This window comes from Micromonospora matsumotoense, from assembly GCF_900091525.1.
In the GTDB taxonomy this organism is placed as follows: Bacteria; Actinomycetota; Actinomycetes; order Mycobacteriales; family Micromonosporaceae; genus Micromonospora; species Micromonospora matsumotoensis.
This window is the reverse complement of sequence record NZ_FMCU01000003.1, coordinates 575,566-593,003: the sequence shown is the minus strand read 5'-3', so window position 1 is coordinate 593,003 and position 17,438 is coordinate 575,566. Positions and strand designations below refer to the sequence as shown.

19 protein-coding genes and 1 pseudogene are annotated in these 17,438 nt (G+C 73.0%); 12 read left to right on the top strand and 8 right to left on the bottom strand.

All coding sequences use genetic code 11. The features are described from left to right. Positions 1 to 35: 35 nt before the first annotated feature. The 3 genes from GA0070216_RS09775 to GA0070216_RS09765 form a co-directional block, all read right to left on the bottom strand. Positions 36 to 2,090: an amylo-alpha-1,6-glucosidase gene (locus GA0070216_RS09775; RefSeq protein WP_091242485.1), complete on the bottom strand. Its 2,055-nt coding sequence runs from the start codon at positions 2,088 to 2,090 to the stop codon at positions 36 to 38. After that, positions 2,090 to 2,467: an SCP2 sterol-binding domain-containing protein gene (locus GA0070216_RS09770; protein ID WP_091242482.1), complete on the bottom strand. Its 378-nt coding sequence runs from the start codon at positions 2,465 to 2,467 to the stop codon at positions 2,090 to 2,092. Before GA0070216_RS09770 ends, GA0070216_RS09775 begins: the two co-directional genes overlap by 1 nt. A gap of 228 nt (positions 2,468 to 2,695) precedes the next feature. Next, positions 2,696 to 3,070 (bottom strand): DsrE family protein, encoded by a 375-nt coding sequence (locus GA0070216_RS09765; RefSeq protein ID WP_091242478.1) that lies wholly within the window; start codon positions 3,068 to 3,070, stop codon positions 2,696 to 2,698. Between the two features lie 12 nt (positions 3,071 to 3,082). Here GA0070216_RS09765 and mtfM point away from each other — a divergent pair, with 12 nt between their 5' ends. Together mtfM and GA0070216_RS09760 are read left to right on the top strand one after the other, a co-directional pair. Further along, positions 3,083 to 3,187: a small membrane protein MtfM gene (mtfM, locus tag GA0070216_RS36045; protein ID WP_067315095.1), complete on the top strand. Its 105-nt coding sequence runs from the start codon at positions 3,083 to 3,085 to the stop codon at positions 3,185 to 3,187. A 114-nt stretch (positions 3,188 to 3,301) separates the two neighbouring features. Beyond that, entirely contained in the window at positions 3,302 to 3,889 is a 588-nt protein-coding gene (locus GA0070216_RS09760) for a heme-binding beta-barrel domain-containing protein (protein ID WP_091242476.1), read from the top strand. A gap of 141 nt (positions 3,890 to 4,030) precedes the next feature. Here GA0070216_RS09760 and GA0070216_RS09755 read toward each other — a convergent pair whose 3' ends face one another. After that, the gene (locus tag GA0070216_RS09755) at positions 4,031 to 4,873 is read right to left on the bottom strand and encodes an aminotransferase class IV (protein ID WP_091242472.1); all 843 of its coding nucleotides are present in this window, start codon (positions 4,871 to 4,873) and stop codon (positions 4,031 to 4,033) included. Between the two features lie 113 nt (positions 4,874 to 4,986). On the opposite strand from GA0070216_RS09755, the gene GA0070216_RS09750 reads away from it, so the two are divergent. The 4 genes from GA0070216_RS09750 (at position 4,987) to GA0070216_RS09735 (ending at position 8,625) form a co-directional block, all read left to right on the top strand. Further along, positions 4,987 to 5,391, top strand: a complete 405-nt coding sequence (locus GA0070216_RS09750; RefSeq protein WP_091242469.1) for a Fur family transcriptional regulator — start codon at positions 4,987 to 4,989, stop codon at positions 5,389 to 5,391. Next, positions 5,388 to 6,500, top strand: a complete 1,113-nt coding sequence (gene ygfZ, locus GA0070216_RS09745; RefSeq protein ID WP_091242466.1) for a CAF17-like 4Fe-4S cluster assembly/insertion protein YgfZ — start codon at positions 5,388 to 5,390, stop codon at positions 6,498 to 6,500. The genes GA0070216_RS09750 and ygfZ overlap by 4 nt, the downstream gene beginning before the upstream one ends. Positions 6,501 to 6,642: 142 nt before the next feature. Continuing rightward, positions 6,643 to 7,470, top strand: a complete 828-nt coding sequence (locus tag GA0070216_RS09740) for a beta-keto acid cleavage family enzyme (RefSeq protein WP_091242463.1) — start codon at positions 6,643 to 6,645, stop codon at positions 7,468 to 7,470. 195 nt (positions 7,471 to 7,665) lie between these two features. Continuing rightward, on the top strand, positions 7,666 to 8,625 hold the full coding sequence (locus GA0070216_RS09735) for an asparaginase (RefSeq protein ID WP_091242460.1): 960 nt from the start codon (positions 7,666 to 7,668) through the stop codon (positions 8,623 to 8,625). A gap of 88 nt (positions 8,626 to 8,713) precedes the next feature. Here the strand turns inward: GA0070216_RS09735 and GA0070216_RS09730 are convergent, their stop codons facing one another. Further along, positions 8,714 to 9,514, bottom strand: a complete 801-nt coding sequence (locus GA0070216_RS09730) for an alpha/beta fold hydrolase (RefSeq protein WP_245722383.1) — start codon at positions 9,512 to 9,514, stop codon at positions 8,714 to 8,716. Positions 9,515 to 9,624: 110 nt separating this feature from the next. Between GA0070216_RS09730 and GA0070216_RS09725 the strand changes: the two are divergent. From GA0070216_RS09725 to GA0070216_RS09710, 4 genes and pseudogenes are all read left to right on the top strand, one after another. Continuing rightward, positions 9,625 to 10,296, top strand: a pseudogene (locus GA0070216_RS09725) (helix-turn-helix domain-containing protein); the annotation flags it as partial. Between the two features lie 185 nt (positions 10,297 to 10,481). Beyond that, positions 10,482 to 11,279, top strand: a complete 798-nt coding sequence (locus GA0070216_RS09720; RefSeq protein WP_091242449.1) for a hypothetical protein — start codon at positions 10,482 to 10,484, stop codon at positions 11,277 to 11,279. A gap of 70 nt (positions 11,280 to 11,349) precedes the next feature. Next, complete coding sequence (locus tag GA0070216_RS09715; RefSeq protein WP_091242743.1) at positions 11,350 to 11,664, top strand: DUF2516 family protein; 315 nt, start codon at positions 11,350 to 11,352, stop codon at positions 11,662 to 11,664. Further along, the gene (locus tag GA0070216_RS09710; RefSeq protein ID WP_091242446.1) at positions 11,661 to 12,548 is read left to right on the top strand and encodes an alpha/beta fold hydrolase; all 888 of its coding nucleotides are present in this window, start codon (positions 11,661 to 11,663) and stop codon (positions 12,546 to 12,548) included. Before GA0070216_RS09715 ends, GA0070216_RS09710 begins: the two co-directional genes overlap by 4 nt. Here GA0070216_RS09710 and GA0070216_RS09705 read toward each other — a convergent pair. Then, complete coding sequence (locus GA0070216_RS09705; protein ID WP_091242443.1) at positions 12,538 to 13,230, bottom strand: nucleotidyltransferase domain-containing protein; 693 nt, start codon at positions 13,228 to 13,230, stop codon at positions 12,538 to 12,540. The genes GA0070216_RS09710 and GA0070216_RS09705 overlap by 11 nt on opposite strands. A 76-nt stretch (positions 13,231 to 13,306) precedes the next feature. On the opposite strand from GA0070216_RS09705, the gene GA0070216_RS09700 reads away from it, so the two are divergent. Further along, positions 13,307 to 14,224 (top strand): SDR family oxidoreductase, encoded by a 918-nt coding sequence (locus tag GA0070216_RS09700; RefSeq protein WP_091242439.1) that lies wholly within the window; start codon positions 13,307 to 13,309, stop codon positions 14,222 to 14,224. Between the two features lie 30 nt (positions 14,225 to 14,254). Here the strand turns inward: GA0070216_RS09700 and GA0070216_RS09695 are convergent, their stop codons facing one another. Next, entirely contained in the window at positions 14,255 to 15,247 is a 993-nt protein-coding gene (locus GA0070216_RS09695) for a helix-turn-helix transcriptional regulator (protein WP_091242740.1), read from the bottom strand. 84 nt (positions 15,248 to 15,331) lie between these two features. Between GA0070216_RS09695 and GA0070216_RS09690 the strand changes: the two genes are divergently transcribed. After that, entirely contained in the window at positions 15,332 to 16,126 is a 795-nt protein-coding gene (locus GA0070216_RS09690) for an EI24 domain-containing protein (protein ID WP_091242436.1), read from the top strand. Between the two features lie 59 nt (positions 16,127 to 16,185). Here the strand turns inward: GA0070216_RS09690 and GA0070216_RS09685 are convergent, their stop codons facing one another. After that, the gene (locus GA0070216_RS09685) at positions 16,186 to 17,082 is read right to left on the bottom strand and encodes a GNAT family N-acetyltransferase (RefSeq protein ID WP_091242736.1); all 897 of its coding nucleotides are present in this window, start codon (positions 17,080 to 17,082) and stop codon (positions 16,186 to 16,188) included. Between the last annotated feature and the right edge of the window lie 356 nt (positions 17,083 to 17,438).

The window sequence follows — 17,438 nt, the reverse complement described above, 5'->3', positions numbered from 1 at the left end:
GCCCGCCTGGCCCGCCGGGCCGCCCGGTTGCCGGGTCAGTGGTGGTGTTCGTGGTCGTGCGGGGTGCGGCTGCGGCCCAGGGCGTCGACCCGACCCCACCGGCCCGGGATGTCCAGCAGCTCGACCCGGCCCATCCCCTCCGGCACCAGCGGGTCGATGATCAGGTGTTCGCCCTGCGGTTCCAGGCCGAGCATCACCCGCAACAGCAGCAGGGGCGTGCCGGCCGACCAGGCCTGCGGGCTGCACGCCGTCGGGTACTGCACCGGATAGTCGGTGAGGTGGCGTTCGAAGCCGGCGAACGCCTCGGGCAGCCGCCCGTCGAAGTAACGGGAGGCGCTGATCATCGACTCGCAGATCCGTCCGGCCTCCTCACGGAAGCCGTAGCGGCTCAGGCCCCAGGCGATGAAGGCGTTGTCGAACGGCCACACCGTGCCGACGTGGTAGCCGATCGGGTTGTAGCGGCCCTCGTCGGTGGCCAGGGTGCGGACCCCCCAGCCGGAGAAGAGCCGGGGGCCGAGCAGGTGCTCGGCGACCAGGGCGGCGCGGGACTCGTCGACGATGCCGCTCCACAGCAGGTGGCCGATGTTGGAGGTGAGCGAGTCGACGTGCCGGCCGTCCGGGTCCAGGGCGAGGGCGTAGTAGTTCTTCTCGGGAATCCAGAAATCCCGGTTGAAGCGCTCCTTGAGCGCCGCCGCCTCCCGCTCCAACCGGTCGGCGTACTCCGGGTCGTTCCAGAACAGCCGGGCCATCCGCGCGCCGCGCCGCTTGGCGTCGTAGGCGTACCCCTGGATCTCGCAGGTGGCGCGGGGGAAGCCGGGCAGTCGGCCGTCGGCGTAGGAAATGGCGTCCCACGAGTCCTTCCAGCACTGGTTCTCCAGACCGGTCTCCGGATTGCGGCTGCGGTACCAGACGTAGCCGGTGCCGAGCAGGTCGCCATAGGTGTCGATCCAGTGCAGCGCGGCCCGGACGGGCAACTCCAGCTGCTTGACCAGCGCGGCGTCCCCGGTCCAGCGCTCGTACTCGTCGAGCAGGATGACGAAGAGCGGGGTCGAGTCGGCCGCCCCGTAGTAGGGGGAGTGCGGCTGCTCCTCGAAGCCGGCGGTCTCGCCGTACCGCAGCTCGTGCAGGATCTTGCCGGGTTCCTCGTCGCGGAAGTCGTCGAGCCGGTAACCCTGGAGCCCGGCCAGCATCAGGATCGTCGGCGGGACCAGTTCCGGCAGGAAGGGCAGCACCTGCAACGAGGTGAGCATGCTGTCCCGCCCGAACAGGGTCATGAACCACGGCAGCCCGGCGGCCAGCAGCCGGACGCCCAGCGTGATCGACTCGTACCGGAGCGCCGCCAGGTCGTGCAGACTCTGCCGGTACGCCCCGGCGAGCGGCTCGCAGTCGCAGCCGAGTTGCGGGGCCCGGCCGACCAGGTCCTCCTGCTCGTCACGGATGACGGCCGGGCCGCGCGCGGCGCCCAACGCGGTGATCGCCCGGACGTCCTCGCCCCGGGCGCCGTGGATGATCGGCGTCGCGGTCACGCAGGTACTCCACTCGGAGTGCGCCGCGACGGTGATCGACCAGGTCATCCCGTTCTGGTCGACGTGGGCGTCGGCGCTGCTGGTGATCATCGCTTCCCGGTGGAAGGCCTCCCGGCGGTAGGTCAGCCGCAGTTCGTTCTCGCCGGCCTGGGCGCTGGTCCGACCCTTCTTGGGCCGCTGGTGCTTGATCTCGAAGAGATCGGCGAAGTCGGAGCCCATCTCCAGCCGCAACTGGAACCGCATCTCCCGGCCGGAGTGGTTGAGCACGGTGAGGTCCTCGGTGAAGGTGCCGCCGATCGACCGGCTCCGGATGATCGACACCTTGGCGTCGAGGTAGTGCGTCGGCTCACCGGGGACGAGGAAGAACCGGGTCTGGTAGGAGTGCGCGTCGTCGACCGAGAGGGCGTGCAGGCGTTCGCCGTCGAGGGTGAGCAGCCAGGTGGAGAGGAACCGGGTGTCGAAGGAGAACATCCCGGTGGGGAAGTCGAACGAGGGTTCGACGTCCCCGCTGCGGTCGCAGACCAGGAAGGTGTTGCCGTCGAGGATGCTCACCCGCTGCTGCATCAGGCCCGCCCGGTCTGCTCACGGGCGGTCTCCCGGGGGTCGCGTACGCCGGGCGGGGTGGGGAAGAACTGCCGGAAGACCAGAAACAGCATCACGTTCCCGCTGAACGTGGACTCGTTGCGCAGCACCGCCGAGATGCTCTGGGCGGTGCCGATGGCCAGCCGTTCGAAGAGGTCGGCGCTGCTGCTCCACACCGCGTCCGCCGGGCCCCGGGCTCGGTCCACCACGGCCCTGCCGGGGCTGAGCCGTACCAGCCAGTGGTCGGTGCGGTGGTCGGTGGTCAGATCGATCTGGAGCGTGCCGGTGACGGGGGCGCGCAGGATCGCCGGGGCGCGCGCCGGCAGGGATGCGAAGAACTCCTCCGTCGCCTGGCTCACCCCCGAATGGTAGGCAGCAAAACGACAATTAGGTTCAGGATCGGCAGCGCGCGCACCACGGGCGAACCGCGTCGGCCGAATGGTGGACAGCCGGTGCGGTCGCAGACCGGGTGGGGGTCAGCAGGCCGGCGGAGTCGGTGATCCGGTGCGGTCGGCAGGCCGGTGGGCCCGTGGGGCCGGTCCGGGTGCGGCGCGCGGGCGGGCCGGTGGGGCCAGCAGGCGGGGTGGTCAGTAGACCAGCGCCTGGGCACCCTCGGCCATCGCCTCCTCGACGAAGACGGCCGCGCCGGCGATCCGGACGCCGGGCAGCACGTCGTCCGGGCCGATGTCCCGGCGGGCGACGCACTGCGTGCAGGCGGTGACCTGGCCGGTGGACAGGATGATGCCCAGCAGGTCGGCCAGCGGCGCGGAGTGCGGCAGCGCGAACTGCTCGGCCCGGCCGGGCACGGCGAACCAGGCGGACTCGCCGGTCAGCCAGAGCGACACCGGTACCCCGGCGGCGGCGGCCGTGGCAGCCACCGTGAACGCCTGCGCGCACCGCTCCGGGGCGTCCGCTCCGGCGGTGGCCTTGACGACGAGAGTGCGGCCCATGGGACCCAGCATAGGATGACCATGATGGTTACCGAGATCGGGTTCGTCAGCCTGCTGGTCGCCGGCCTGGGCGCGCTCGCCGGTGGCCTGGTCTACCTGGCCGTACGCCTGTCGAGAGGTAAATGGTGAGCGCGAGGAGTGAGCCGGTCTTGCGAGCCCCGCAGTCGCGAACGAAGGTGGCCCGGTGAGCGCGAGGAGTGAGCCGGGGTTGCGAGCCCCGCAGTCGCGAACGAAGGTGGCCCGGTGAGCGAGAATCCCCTTCAGCCGCCGTGGTTGAATGCGCCGCCGGTCGAGGAGTACCCGTACCAGGAGAGCCACGACCTGCGGGTCGGCCCGAAACTGCACCCGGCGCTGGATGGCCTGCTGCCGTACGTCGGGGTGTGGCGGGGGCGCGGTCGGGGCGGGTTCCCCACCATCGAGGACTTCGACTACGCCCAGGAGATCCGGATCAGCCACGACGGCCGGCCGTTCCTGTTCTACGAGTCCCGGGCCTGGCTGCTCGACGAGGAGAGCCGTCCGATCCGTCCGGCCGGGCGTGAGGTGGGCTGGTGGCGTCCGGTGCTGGACGGCGAGCGGGTCACCGACGAGCTGGAAGCCCTGATGACCACCCCGACCGGGATCATGGAGCTGCACATCGGCAAGCGCACGGGTACCCAGATCGAGTTCGCCACCGACGCGGTGGTGCGGACCGCCACCGCCAAGGAGGTGACGGCGGGCGCCCGGCTCTTCGGCATCGTCGAGGGGGCGCTGCTCTATGCCCAGGAGATGGCCGGCGTGGGCCACAGTCTCTCCCCGCACCTGTCGGCCCGCCTGATCCGGGTCGCCGGCTGACCCCCGCCACCGGACTGAGCCGCCCGGCGGCTGGTTGATCGACTCCATTGCGCCGATGTTGCGGTGTCTGCTTGCCGGGATACCGCAACATCAGCCCCGCGGTGTCGATCATGCCGCTGGGTCGATCATGCCGCGTGTCGGTCAGGCGAAGCCCAGCAGCTCCTGGAGGCGGGGGGTGTGCGGGGCGGGTGGGCGGGGGGTGGCGTCCAACGATCTGACCTCGACCAGACCGCGTACCGACGAGGTCAGCCAGACTCCGGTGGCGGCGTGCAACCTGGCCGGGGTGACCATCCGTTCGGCCCGCTCCAGGCCCAGCTCGGCGGCGTGGTCGAGCAGCCAGCCGCAGGTGGTGCCGGGCAGGATGCCGGTACGCGCGGCCGGGACGGTGCACAGGGTGTCGCCGTCGGACCAGACGACGTTCGCGCCGGGCGCCTCCAGCACGTAGCCGTCGGTGGAGACCCAGAGCACGTCGTCCACCCCGTTGCGCGCGGCCCAGCGGCGGGCGGCGCTGTTGGTCGCGTACGAGATCGATTTGATGCCGACCGGGAGCCAGGACAGTTCGGGGCGACCCGTCGCCGGCACCCCGAGGGGCAGGGTGGCGACGGTGACCCCGTCGCGGCGGAGCCGCTTCGCGGCGGCCGGCACCTCGGCCAGGGTGGCGTACACGCTGGGCAGCCCGCCCCCCTCCGGCCCCCGCGTGCAGACCAGCCGCAACGCGCCCTCGACCTCGGCGGGCCACCCGGCGGCGATGCCGTCCAGCAGTTCCACCAGCGCCTCGTCCGGGGGGAGCGGGAGTTCCAGGGCGGCGGCCCCGGCCCGCAGCCGCGCCAGGTGGGCGGCGGGCAGCCAGGGGCGTCCGCCGCGCAGGTCCATGGTCTCGAAGAGCCCGTCCCCGTGCAGCACACCCAGATCGTTCCCGCGCAGCACCGGCTCCGTCGCGGGGACGACGCCCCGGCCGAGCACGGCGACCCTCGATGCCACCATGACCGCCGAGCCTAGCGGCGCGTCCCGGAACCGACGGCGGCGCGACGCGGGCGGGCGGTGATCGGCGGCGGCCGAACTATGATCGGACGGTGTCCGAATCCTCCCTGGCGGAAATGCTCCGCTCGCGTGGGCTGCGACTGACGGCGCAGCGCCAACTGGTCCTGCAGGCCGTGCTCGACCTCGGGCACGCCACACCGGAACAGGTGCACACAGCCGTCCGGGAGGTCGCCGCCGGGGTCAACATCACCACCATCTACCGCACGCTGGAGCTGCTGGAACGGCTCGGTCTGGTGACCCACACCCACCTGTCGCACGGCTCGCCGACCTATCACGCGGCGGGGGAGCACCAGCACATCCACCTGGTCTGTCGGGAGTGCGGCGCGGTGGACGAGATCGACCCGGAGCTGATGCGCCCACTGGCCGACCGGCTCGCCACGGAGCGCAGCTTCCAGGTGGACATCGGGCACGTGGCGCTCTTCGGCGTCTGCGGCAACTGTGAGGACGGGGAACCGACATGATCGACATCGCGGGAGCGGTGGCCGTCGAGGCGATCGACGAGGCCAGCCGGGACCAGCCGGACGCCGAGCACCGGGCGGCCGGGGTCCGGGGTGTCGCCGCGCACTACGGCGACCCGATGCGCGAGCAGCGCACCCTGGCCACCGGGGTCGGCCTGGTGGACCGCTCGCACCGGGGCGTCATCGCCGTCACCGGCCCGGAGCGGATCGGCTGGCTGCACACCCTGACCAGCCAGCACCTCGCCGCGCTCGGCCCCGGCCAGGGCACCGAGCTGCTGGTGCTCAGCCCGCACGGGCACGTCGAGCAGCACGCGATGGTCGCCGAGGACGGCGTGACCACCTGGCTGGACACCGAGCCGGGGATGACCGCCGGCCTGCTGACGTACCTGGAGAAGATGCGGTTCTTCAGCCAGGTCGAACCGCGCGACGCCACCGCCGACCACGCGCTGCTGTCGCTGGTCGGGCCGCAGGCCACCGACGCCGTCGCGGCGCTCGGCGTCACCGGCCTGACCGCACCCGAGGTGCTCGCGGTGCCGGGTCCGAAGTTCCGCTCCGGCGAGCTGCCCCCCCGCCCCACCGTCGGGTACGACGTGCAGCCGCTGACCGGTGGCGGATGGGCCCGACGGGTGCCGCTCGGGGTGGACCTGCTGGTGCCCCGGTCGGCCCTGGACCAGGTCGTCGCCGCGCTGCGCGACCACGGGGTCCCCCCGGCCGGGCTGTGGGCGTACGAGGCGGTGCGGGTGGCCGCCCGGCAGGCCCGGGTCGGGGTGGACACCGACCACCGGACGATCCCCGCCGAGGCGGGTCTGATCGCCCCGGCGGTGCACCTGGACAAGGGTTGCTACCGGGGGCAGGAGACCGTCGCCCGGGTGCACAACCTGGGTAGGCCGCCGCGTCGGCTCGTCCTGCTGCACCTGGACGGGGTGACCACCGACCACCTGCCGGCGGCCGGCACCCCGGTCACCCTGGACGGCCGGACGGTCGGCTTCGTCGGCACCGCCGTGCACCACTTCGAGCTGGGTCAGGTCGCGCTGGCCGTGGTCAAGCGCAACCTCGCCGACGACGCCCGGCTGTCGGTGGGCGACAGCGCCGCCGCAATCGACCCGGAGTAGCCGGGCCGGAAGCAAGGATGGCTCATCATCGCCCGGTGGGCGGGAGTTCTTTCGCGCCTTCCTCTTTCAGTGTGCGGTTCTTCCTGTCGTGACTGGGCTGCGCCATCGACCTCGGGCGGTCGGGGCGGCTACCATCGCCGGCATGACGACAGGGACGTTGATCACGGTGGCCCCGACCGGCGCGGAGTCGGCCAAGGCGCAGGTGCCGGCGTTGCCGGTCACCCTCGACGAGTTGCTGCTCACCGCCAAGGAGTGTGAGGCGCTCGGCGCCTCCGTGATCCACGTCCACATCCGCGACGACCAGGCCCGGCCCACCCTCGACCAGGGGCGGCTGCGGGAGACCGTGGCGGCGCTGCGCGACGGCACCGACCTGATCGTGCAGCTCTCCTCCGGCGGGGCGGTCACCGATCCGGAGGCCGATCGGCTGGCCGTGTTGGACGCGGCACCGGACATGGCCTCCTGCACCATGGGCACGGTCAACTTCGGCGACGACGTCTTCCTCAACCGGTGGGAGTTCATCGTCGATCTGCACACCCGGATGCAGGAGCGCGGCATCCTCCCCGAGTACGAGATCTTCGACCTCGGTCACCTCACCACCCTGCAACGCCTGCTCGACCGGCACGGCCTGCCGCACGGCGGGCACGTACACGTCGACTTCGTGATGGGGGTCCCGGGCGGCATGCCGGGCACCACCGCCACCCTGGTCGCCGCCCAGCAGATGCTGCGTGACCTGCCGGCGGGCACCACCTTCTCGGCCACCGGTGTCGGCCGCAGCTCCATCGCGGTGATGCTGGCCGCGCTCTCCACCGGCGGGCACCTGCGGGTCGGCATGGAGGACACCGTGACGTACGCCAAGGGTCGCCCGGTGGAGTCCAACATGCAGCTGGTCGCCCGTGCGGTTGGTTTCGCGCAGCTCGCCCAGCGCCCGCCGCTGACCACCACCGAGGCCCGACGGCTGCTCGGCCGCTAGTCCGGCGGGCAGCGTGGCCGGGGCGGGGACGGCGTCGGTTCGGCCAATGGTCCGGTTCCGTCTCGGCGGCCCGCTCCGGTCCCGGTCGGCGCGGCGCGGTAAGCCACGCCTGGCCCGGCACTCCTGTACGCCGTGGCTGACGTTGCAGGTCACCCGGGTGTCGGGCGCTCCGACCCCCGTCGGTACCTTCGCCAGGTGTCCAAGACGTACGAGGGTGGCGAGCCGCTCGCCGAGGTGGTCCGGTCCGGGTTCGTGGAGGGTCTGCACCGTGGCTCGGTGGTGGTGCTCGACGCCGCCGGTGCGCCGGTGGCCGGTGCGGGGGACGGCGTGTCGCCGATCTTTCCCCGGTCGGCCAGCAAGCCGTTGCAGGCGCTCGGGATGCTCCGGGCCGGACTCGCGTTGACCGACCCCGCCGACGTCGCGCTGGTCTCGGCCAGCCACGCCGGCGAGGAGTTCCACCTGGCCCGGGTCGCGGCGCTGCTGGGCTCCGCCGGCCTCGACCCGGGAGCGCTGCACTGCCCGCCCGACCTGCCGTTCGGTGTGGCGGCCCGGGAGTCCGTGCTGCGGGCCGGTGGTGGCCCGAGCCGCCTGGCGATGAACTGCTCCGGCAAGCATGCCGGGATGCTGTTGACCTGCCTCGCGGCCGGCTGGCCGTGGGACGGGTACTGGCGGCCGGAGCACCCGTTGCAGCAGCGGCTGACCGCCACGATCGAGGAGTTCACCGGCGAGCGGGCCGCGGCGGTCGGCGTGGACGGTTGCGGGGCGCCGGTGCTGGCGGTCTCGCTGACCGGGCTGGCGCGGGCGTACCTGCGACTGGTGGCCGCCGAGCCCGGTTCCCTGCCGCGCACGGTGGCGGACGCGATGCGGGCGTACCCGGAGGTGGTCGGCGGCACCGTGGCGGACGACACCCGGCTGATGCGGGGCGTACCCGGGATGGTGGCCAAGATCGGCGCGGAGGGGGTGATCGCCGCGGCGCTGCCCGACGTCGGCGCGGTGGTCCTCAAGATCGACGACGGCGCCACCCGCGCCCGGATGCCGGTGCTGGTCTCGGCGCTGCGCCGGCTCGGCGTGCGGGCCCCCGTCCTCACCGAGTACGCCGAATTCCCCCTGCTGGGTGGTGCCCTTCCGGTCGGCGGCGTCCGTCCCGTCTGGTGAAGTCTGCGCGACCAGGACCGTCGGCCTGGTGCCCTCTCCGCCGGGTGGGGCGGCGGCAGGCCGGGCCGGAGCGGCGATGCCGGGATGGTCAGGGCAGGAAGGCGCGGAGGGCCTCGGCGACCGGGGCGGGGCGTTCCAGGGGGACCAGGTGTGCGGCGTCGGGGATGTCGGGCAGGCGGACGGCCCGGGGAGCCTCGGCGGCGATCCGGTCGGCCAGCCGGATGATGTCCGGGATGTCGACGGCGCCGGCGGTGACGAGAACCGGCACCTGCAACTCGTCGAGGCGGCCGATGGCGGGTGGGTCGAGATCGACGACGTCCACCGCGCTCAACGCCTGCTCGGCGGCGAGGGCCCGCCGGTCCAACTCCTCGGCGAAGGCGATGAACGCCGGGTCGAGATCCTCCGGGCGGCGGTGCGGACCGACCACCCAGAACCGGACCTCACCGGCCGCGCTCGCCGCCAGGTCCTCCTGGTCGACCTCGCCGACCAGCCGGTCCCACAGCTGCTCGGTGTCCTCCGACCACTCGTGCCCGGAGACGGCGGTGCCGAACAGCGCCAGGGCCGACACCCGCTGCGGGTACGCCAATGCGGTGTCGATCGCCACCGCCCCGCCGAACGAGCAGCCGACCAGGGCGGCCTGGGCGATGTCGAGCGCGTCCAGCACACCCACCACGTCGTCGTGATGGGCGAAGGACTCGGGCGGAAGCGCGGAGTCGCCGTAGCTCCGTAGGTCCAGGGCGATCATCCGGTGCCGGTCGGTGAGGGCGTCGGACACCGCGCGCCACATCCGCCGATCGGCGATTCCTGCGTGCAGCAGGAGCACCGGGGTGCCGCTGCCGGCCTCGTCGTAGGCGAGGGTGGTGCCGTTGACGGCGATCTTCTTGGTCACGCCGTGCAAGCTACGACCGGACCTCCCTGGCGGCAACGCACTTTGTAACCTTGCTAACTCTGGCTAGCGTTTTGCTTGCTGGAGCTAGCAGCGCGGACTACCGTGGAGTCATGGCCGCACCCAAGGATCTACCCGACGTCGGCGGATTCATCCGTGACCTGCGGCGGAACGCCAAGATCTCGCTCCGCCAGCTCGCCGAGCAGGCAGGGGTGAGCAACCCCTACCTCAGTCAGATCGAGCGGGGCCTGCGCAAGCCCAGCGCCGAGGTGCTCCAGCAGCTCGCCAGCGCGTTACGGGTCTCCACCCCGGCCATGTACCTGCGGGCCGGGCTGCTCGACGACAAGGAGGGTCAGGGGGTGCTCGCCGCCATCGCGATCGACCCCGACCTGACGATGGCCCAGAAGCAGTCGCTCAGCCAGATCTACGAGACCTTCCGCCGGGAGAACACCCGGCTGACCGAGGCCACCGCCGGTCGGCCCACCCCGCCGGAACCCACCACCGACGAGGCGCTCGCGACCAGCGAGCCCGCCGTCACGGACGAGCCGGCCGTCACGGAGCGTCCCGTTGCGGACCAGGTGGGCACCGATCAGCCGGTCATCACGGATCAGCCGGTCGTCACGGATCGGACCGCCGCTTCGGCGGACCGGCCGAACGCCGGCACCGGACCGACCGCGCCGGCTCCGAGCGTGCCGGCTCCGAGCGTGCCGACGGAGGCGGCGGCGACGGTCGCGTCGGCCGCCACCGGACCGGTCACCCCGGAGGGCACGCCGACCGAGGCCGTCCTCGAATCGGTCGCCGTCACCGAGGCGGGCACTGCTCCCGCCCCCGCGACCGGCGGGGCGGCCACCAGGACCGCCACCGGCGAGGCGCGCACCGCACCCGCCACCGGCACCCGTGACAGCTTGGCGGATGCCGCGTCCACGACCAGCAACAGCAAGGCCGCCGGAGCGGCCGAGGAGGAGTTGTCATGACCCAGCCGAAGACCAACCGCATTCCGGCCCCGCTCTACGCCGCCGCCGGCGCCGGGGAGTTGGCCTTCCAGCAGCTACGCAAGCTCCCGACCGTGGTGAGCGAGCTGGGCAACCGGGTCGTCGCCGACGGCACCAAGGTCGCCGCCGAGTGGGGCGGCCGGGCCGTCGTCACCGGAGTCGAGCTGCGGCAGAAGGCCACCGAGACCTTCCGGACGGCCAACCTGACCGCGACCGGCCTGCGTGACAAGGCCACCCCGGCCGAGCTGAACCTGGACAAGCTGCGCGCCGAGCTGGATCTGGAGAAGCTGCGGACCGAGCTGGACCTGGACAAGCTGCGCGGTGCCGCCACCCGCAACGCCGCCGTGGTGCTCGCCGGGGCGCAGGCGGCCCAGGAACGGGCGCTGGCCGCGTACGGCGCGTTGATCGCCCGTGGTGAGCGGGTGGTCGGTGCCGGGGTGCTGGAGGCCGCCGAGACCGTCAACGCCGACATCGAGGCGACCGACGCCACCGTCCCGGCCGGGGCGCAGGCCGTGGCCACCCAGGACCGGACCCCGACCCCGGCGGACGTGGCGCAGGTCGCCCCGGACCACACGCCGACCCCGGCGGACGTGGCCGAGGTCGTCGAGGCCAAGCCGACCGCCGCCAAGGTCACCCGGACCCGGGTCACCAAGGCCACGACCAAGCCGGCCGCTGCCAAGCCGGCGGCGGGCAAGGCCGCTGCCAAGCCCGCTGCCACCGATCCGGCGGCGAAGCAGCCGAAGACCACGAAGCGGACCCGCCCGGCCGCCGAGTGACCGTTGCCGGCACCGGCCCCGGGGGCGTCCTGACGGACGTTTCCGGGGCCGTCGGCATATGCTGGCCGGCATGGCCATCGCCGCGCCGATCTTCGTGTTCCACCTCGTCTACGTGATCGATCTGATCCTGCTCGTGTTCGCCCTGGCTGTGCAGGGCATCTCGCTGGTGCACGCGTTCACCCAGCGCTCGGACGCCTTTCCCGCCATCGGCACCCTCCCCAAGGGTGGCTGGATCGCCATCCTGGCTGTCTGCATGCTGCTCACCCTGCTCGGTTTCGGCGCGCTGAGCATCTTCGGCCTGATCGGCATCGCCGCCGGCCTGATCTACCTGCTGGACGTCCGGGTCGGACTGCGCGACCTGCACGACGGCAAAGGGTTCTGGTGAGGGGTTTCCGCTGGCCGCCACCGCCGGACGGCGGGCCCCGCACCTGGGGCCCCGGCCCCGGCGCACCGCGTACCGGGCGACCCGCCCTGCCGGAACCGGAGACCGAACTGGTCGCCACCCCGCACGACGTACAGCTGGAACGGCTGGTCACCGGCGTCGGTGACCCGGTCACCGTGTTCGCCCACGGGTTCGGCAACGGCATCGCCACCACCCGTCCGTTCGGCAGCGCGGTCACCGGCCGGCGGGTCTTCTTCCAGTTCCGGGGGCACGGCCGCTCCGACGCGCCGCCCGGCCCGTGGAGCTACCTCGACCTGGCCCGTGACCTGCGGGCGGTGGCGGATCTCAGCGGCGCCACCCGGGCGTTCGGGGCCAGCCTCGGCGCGGGCGCGCTCTGCCGGCTGCTCGTCGAGAGCCCGGACCGCTTCGAGAAGCTGGTCTTCCTGCTGCCCGCCGCCCTCGACCGGCCGCGTGGCCCGATCGCCCAGCAACGACTGAGCGACCTGCTCGACGCGGTGGCCGGCGGCGACGCCTCGGCCGTGGCGGACGTGGTCGCCCTGGAGCTGCCGCCGTCGGTACGCAACACCCCGGCAGGTTGGGCGTACCTGCGTCAACGACTCGACCAGCTGCTCCGCGACGGCCTCGCCCCCGGCCTGGCCGACCTGCCGGAACAGTCCCCGCTGCCGGACGCCACCGCCCTGGCCGGGGTGACCGCGCCGGCCCTGGTGATCGGCTGCGTCGGGGACGACCTGCACCCCACCCACATCGCCGCCGAGCTGGCCGCCGCGCTGCCCCACGCCACCCTGCACGTCTACGACCGCCCCGGGTTCGCCTGGACCGATCGCGCCGACGTGCGGGAACGGATCTCCAGCTTCCTCAACGACTGACGTCGTGCCCCGGCGTCGGCAGGTGCGCGGCGCGGACGTCGCGTAACCAACGCTCCACCGGTGCCTCGTCCGGCCGGTCGGGCAGCGGGGTGCGGAGCCGGGCGAAGTCCCGTTCCGCCTCGGCGACCAGCAGCTCCGCCTCGGCCAGCGCGCCGCCCGCGACCCGTTCGCCGAACGCCCGGAACCACGCCGGGTCCGCCAGCCTGATCTCCAGCACGCCGGTGGCGTAGAGGGTCCGCCCCTGGTGCAGCAGCCGGGCCAGGTGCCGGGCATGTTTGGCCGAGCGCCGCCGGCCGCCCACCGTCGAGTCGCGGGTGGTCAGCTTGCGGAACTGCTGACTCGCATACCCGAGGTAGGCGTCGCGGACGCGCGGTGCGCTGAGGAACGCCGACCGGATGGCGATCAGGCGGTCACCGAGGTCCGTGCGGGTCTCGTAGCAGTCGGCGGGCAGCCAGATCAGCTCTGTGGCGGTCGGGTTGCCGCTCAGCGCCAGCCGGGCGTACTTGCCGGCCTCGTGCAGGGTGACGTCCGGGTCGGTGCTGACCACCGACTCCCGGGGTGGCCGCAGGCCGTGGAAGGCCACCGTCGGGGCGGCGAAGACACCGATCCGGTCCACGTCGGAGCCGGGGCCGGCCAGCCCGTAGGCGACCGAGCCGACGATCCCGGAGAGCAACAGGTGCATGTCGGGAGCATGCCGGACGGAACCGTTGCGCGAAACCGGACTTCGGTTGTCAGGTATCGCTGACACCCTCGACGGTATGACGACGACACCGCTGGAAGGAAAGGTCGCGCTGGTGGCCGGCGCGACCCGGGGCGCGGGCCGGCAGATCGCGGTCCAGCTCGGCGCGGCCGGGGCGACGGTCTACGCCACCGGGCGCAGCAGCCGGGCCGGCCGCTCCGAGCTGGACCGCCCGGAGACCATCGAGGAGACCGCCGAGCTGGTCACCGCCGCCGGAGGCACCGGCATCGCGGTACGGGTCGACCACCTGGTGCCCGACCAGGTCCGTGACCTGGTGGCCCGGATCGACGCCGAACAGGGCCGGCTCGACGTGCTGGTCAACGACATCTGGGGCGCCGATCCCATGATCACCTGGGAGAAGCCGGTCTGGGAGCAGCCGCTGGACGCCGGGTTCCGCACCCTGCGGCTGGCGGTGGACACCCACATCATCACCAGCCACTTCGCGCTGCCGCTGCTGATCCGCCGTCCCGGCGGCCTGGTCGTCGAGATCGGCGACGGTACCCGGGCGTACAACGACACGCACTACCGGCTGTCGGTCTTCTACGACCTGGCGAAGGTGTCGGTGACCCGGCTCGCGTACAGCTGGGGGCACGAGCTGGAACCGCACGGGTGCACGGCGGTGGCACTCACCCCCGGCTGGATTCGCTCCGAGGCGATGCTGGAGCACTTCGGGGTGACCGAGCAGACCTGGCGCGACGGCGCGGCGAAGGACCCGCACTTCCTCATCTCGGAGACCCCGGCCTTCGTCGGGCGGGCGGTCGCCGCACTGGCCGCCGCCGAGGACCGGGCCCGTTGGAACCAGGCGTCCGTCTCGGCCGGCGAACTGGCCCAGGTGTACGGCTTCACCGACCTCGACGGCAGCCGGCCGGACGCCTTCCGCTATCTCACCGACGTGGTCGAGACCGACCGGCCCGCCGACGTCACCGGCTACCGCTGACGACTCGTCGGCCCGGTCGCCCGCGTGCCGTCAGCGGGGCGGGTGGTCCGGGTCGACGCCGTAGCGGGCGGCCGTGCGGGCCGCCGCGTCGGCGAGCAGGGCACGCAGTTGCGGTGGGTCGAGCACCTCCACCTCGGGGCCGAGGCCGAGCAGTTGCGGGTACGCCACCTCGACGGACTCGACGGGCAGCCGGGTCACCACCCAGCCCTGCCCGTCGGGTGTGCCGGCGGCGGCCACCGCCTCCTCGTACGCGAAGGGGGTGTCGGCGAGGAAGCGGAGCCGGCGCAGACCGGCGGGGCTGACCCGGACGGTGATCCGTGCGGCGAGCATCTCCCGCAGGAACGCCTCGGCCTGCTCCCGCCAGTAGCCGCCCAGGTCGAAGCCGTCCTCCCGGGTGAAGGTCGCCGGGTCGGCGACGACGTCGCGCACCCGGTCCACCCGGTAGGTGCGCATCGTGTCGCCGACCCGGCCCACGAGATACCAGGTGCCGCTCTTGAGCACCAGCCCGTACGCCTCGACCCGGCGGGTCACCTCCCGGTCGCCGCGCCGGTACCGCAGCGCGACCACCCCGTCCCGCCACACCGCCCGGGCCAGCTCGGTCAGCCAGCGGGGTGGGGCGGACTCGCGGAACCAGCCCGGCACGTCCAGGTGGAACCGCTGGCCGGTCCGTGCCGGGGCGTCGCGCAGGCTCGGTGGCAACGCGGCGAGCACCTTCAGCTCGGCGGACGCCACCGCGTCGGCCAACCCCAGGTCACCGGCGGGGCCGGGCAGGCCGGTGAGGAAGAGCGCCTCCGCCTCGTCCCGGGTCAGCCCGGTCAGCCGGGTCCGGTAGCCGCCGAGCAGCCGGTAACCCCCGGCCCGTCCCCGGTCGGCATAGACCGGCACCCCGGCGGCGGAGAGCGCCAACACGTCCCGGTAGACGGTCCGTTCGGAAACCTCCAGCTCACGGGAGAGTTCGGCGGCGGTCATCGTCTCGCGGGACTGCAACAGCAGCACCAGGGAGATCAACCGGGAGGCGCGCACCCCCGCATCCTGCCGGCCCGACCGGCCGACCGGCACCACCGGGTGCCCGGTGGGGGTGGTCTCCGGCCAGTAGGCTCTGCGGTCGTGAACGGACCCCGTACCATCGCCGCGCCGGTCACCGGCGTCGCCCGCCGCTTCTTCGGCGGTGTGGGCCTGCTCGTGCGTGGCCTCGGCCTCTATGTACGCAGCCCGGGGCTGATGCTGCTCGGCGTGGTGCCGGCGCTGCTGTCCGCCGTGCTCTTCGTCACCGCGTTCGCCACCCTGGTCTACTTCGTGGACGAGTTGGCGGCGTGGGTGACCCCGTTCGCCGACGACTGGTCGGGCACTGCGCGCAGCCTGGTCCGGGTGATCGCCGGGCTGGCCTTCCTCGGGCTGGGCGGGCTGCTCACCGTGGTCGGCTTCACCGCGGTCACCCTGGTCATCGGGGACCCGTTCTACGAGAAGATCTCCGAGCGGGTGGAGGACCGGCTCGGCGGCACCCCGGGCGCGGTGGAGGTGCCGTTCGGGGCGTCGTTGCGGCGCAGCATCGTCGACTCGCTGCGGCTGGTCGGGCTCTCGGTGCTGTTCGGCATCCCGCTCTTCGCGGCCGGTTTCATCCCGGTGGTCGGGCAGACCGTGGTGCCGGTGATCGGCGCGGCGGTGGGTGGCTGGCTGCTCGCCGTGGAGCTGGTCGGGGCGCCGTTCTCCCGGCGCGGGCTGCGGCTGCCGGACCGCCGGGCCAGGTTGAAGGCGGACCGGGCCACCTCGCTCGGCTTCGGCGTGGCGGTCTTCCTCTGCTTCCTGATCCCGCTGGGCGCGGTGCTGGTCATGCCGGCCGCCGTGGCCGGGGCCGCGCTGCTCGCCCGCCGGTCGCTGGGCCAGCACATCGACGAGAGCTGAGCCGGCGGTCGGCCGACGGCGTGACCATGGTGGGCGGCCCGCCGTCGCGGTCGGGCCTCTCAGCGCAGTTCGTGCAGGCAGGACCAGCCGGACGCCACCGGTCGGTAGCCGAGGCGGAGGTTGATCGCCAGCATCGGCGCGTTGGCCTCGTCGTTCGAGGTGTAGGCCGTCTGTACCCCGCGGCCGGCGGCCCGGTGTAGCGCGGCCTGCTTGGTCAGCCGGGCCAGCCCCCGGCCCCGGTATTCCGGCCGGGTCGCGGTGAAGTCGGACCACATCCGGTCGCCGTCCCGCTTGACCAGGCTGAGCGCGACCAACGCGCCGTCCATCTCGGCGACCGTGCTGGCGTCCCGGTCCAGACCCGGGTTGTCCCAGGACGCGAACCGCCAGTAGGAGTAGCTGGTCGCATCCACCGGCACGTCCCCCGGCTCGTCCGTGGCGGCGGCCACGTCGAGAAGATAGATCTGGTACGGATCGAGTCCGGTGATCGGGAGCAGGCGAACCCCGGCGGGTGGCTCGGGCATCGGCGGAGCCTGGTGGAGGTCGAGCGCCGAGTAGCGCAGCTCCCGGCTCGGGATGAACCCGTGCCGACGGGCGTACGGCAGCGAGTCGGTCTGCGCCCAGGTCCGTACCCGGCGGGCGCGGAGGGACCTCAGGTGTGCCAGGGCGGTGGTGAGCAGCGCCGTTCCGGTGCCCCGGCCCCGATGCTCCGGGTGCACGTGCAGGGTGGAGATCTCCCCGAAGTCCGGCTCCGAGGTCTCGACGTTCCGGTATGCCGAGGCCCAGCCGACGACCTGCCCGTCCGTCTCGGCGACCCAGGCGGCCCAGTCCTCGCCGTCCGGTGGTTGGGCGATCATCTGTCGGGTCGACGCGACGCCCCGCACCAGGTACGGATGGACCAGCGACCGCAGCGCCACCACCCCCGGCGCGTCGTCCGGTCGAGCGGTACGGATCAGCACCCGCGCCACCCCGCCCCCGGTCGCCGCACTCCGGCGTCGGGCGGCATGCTGGTGGGACGACACGATGGGGCAAGGTCAGACATGCCCGCGAGCGTAGGCACCCGTCGAACCGGCTGCCACAGCTTTTCGCCCCTCGCCGCCGCAATCCAACTCTGAGTGACATCGGCCCCTGCTGCCGAGGGCGGTCACTCTCCGCGATTGCCAGTCCACCCCCCTCATGTCACCTTCAGCCCCTTTGCTCTGCTGCCCTGGGCGCGACGGGCGACTGAGCTGGTGAGTTCGGCTCGGCGGTGTGGTCGGTTGTCACGCCAACCGGTTACTCCCGGTGCCTGTCGCCTGGGTGGCAGCAGAGCAAA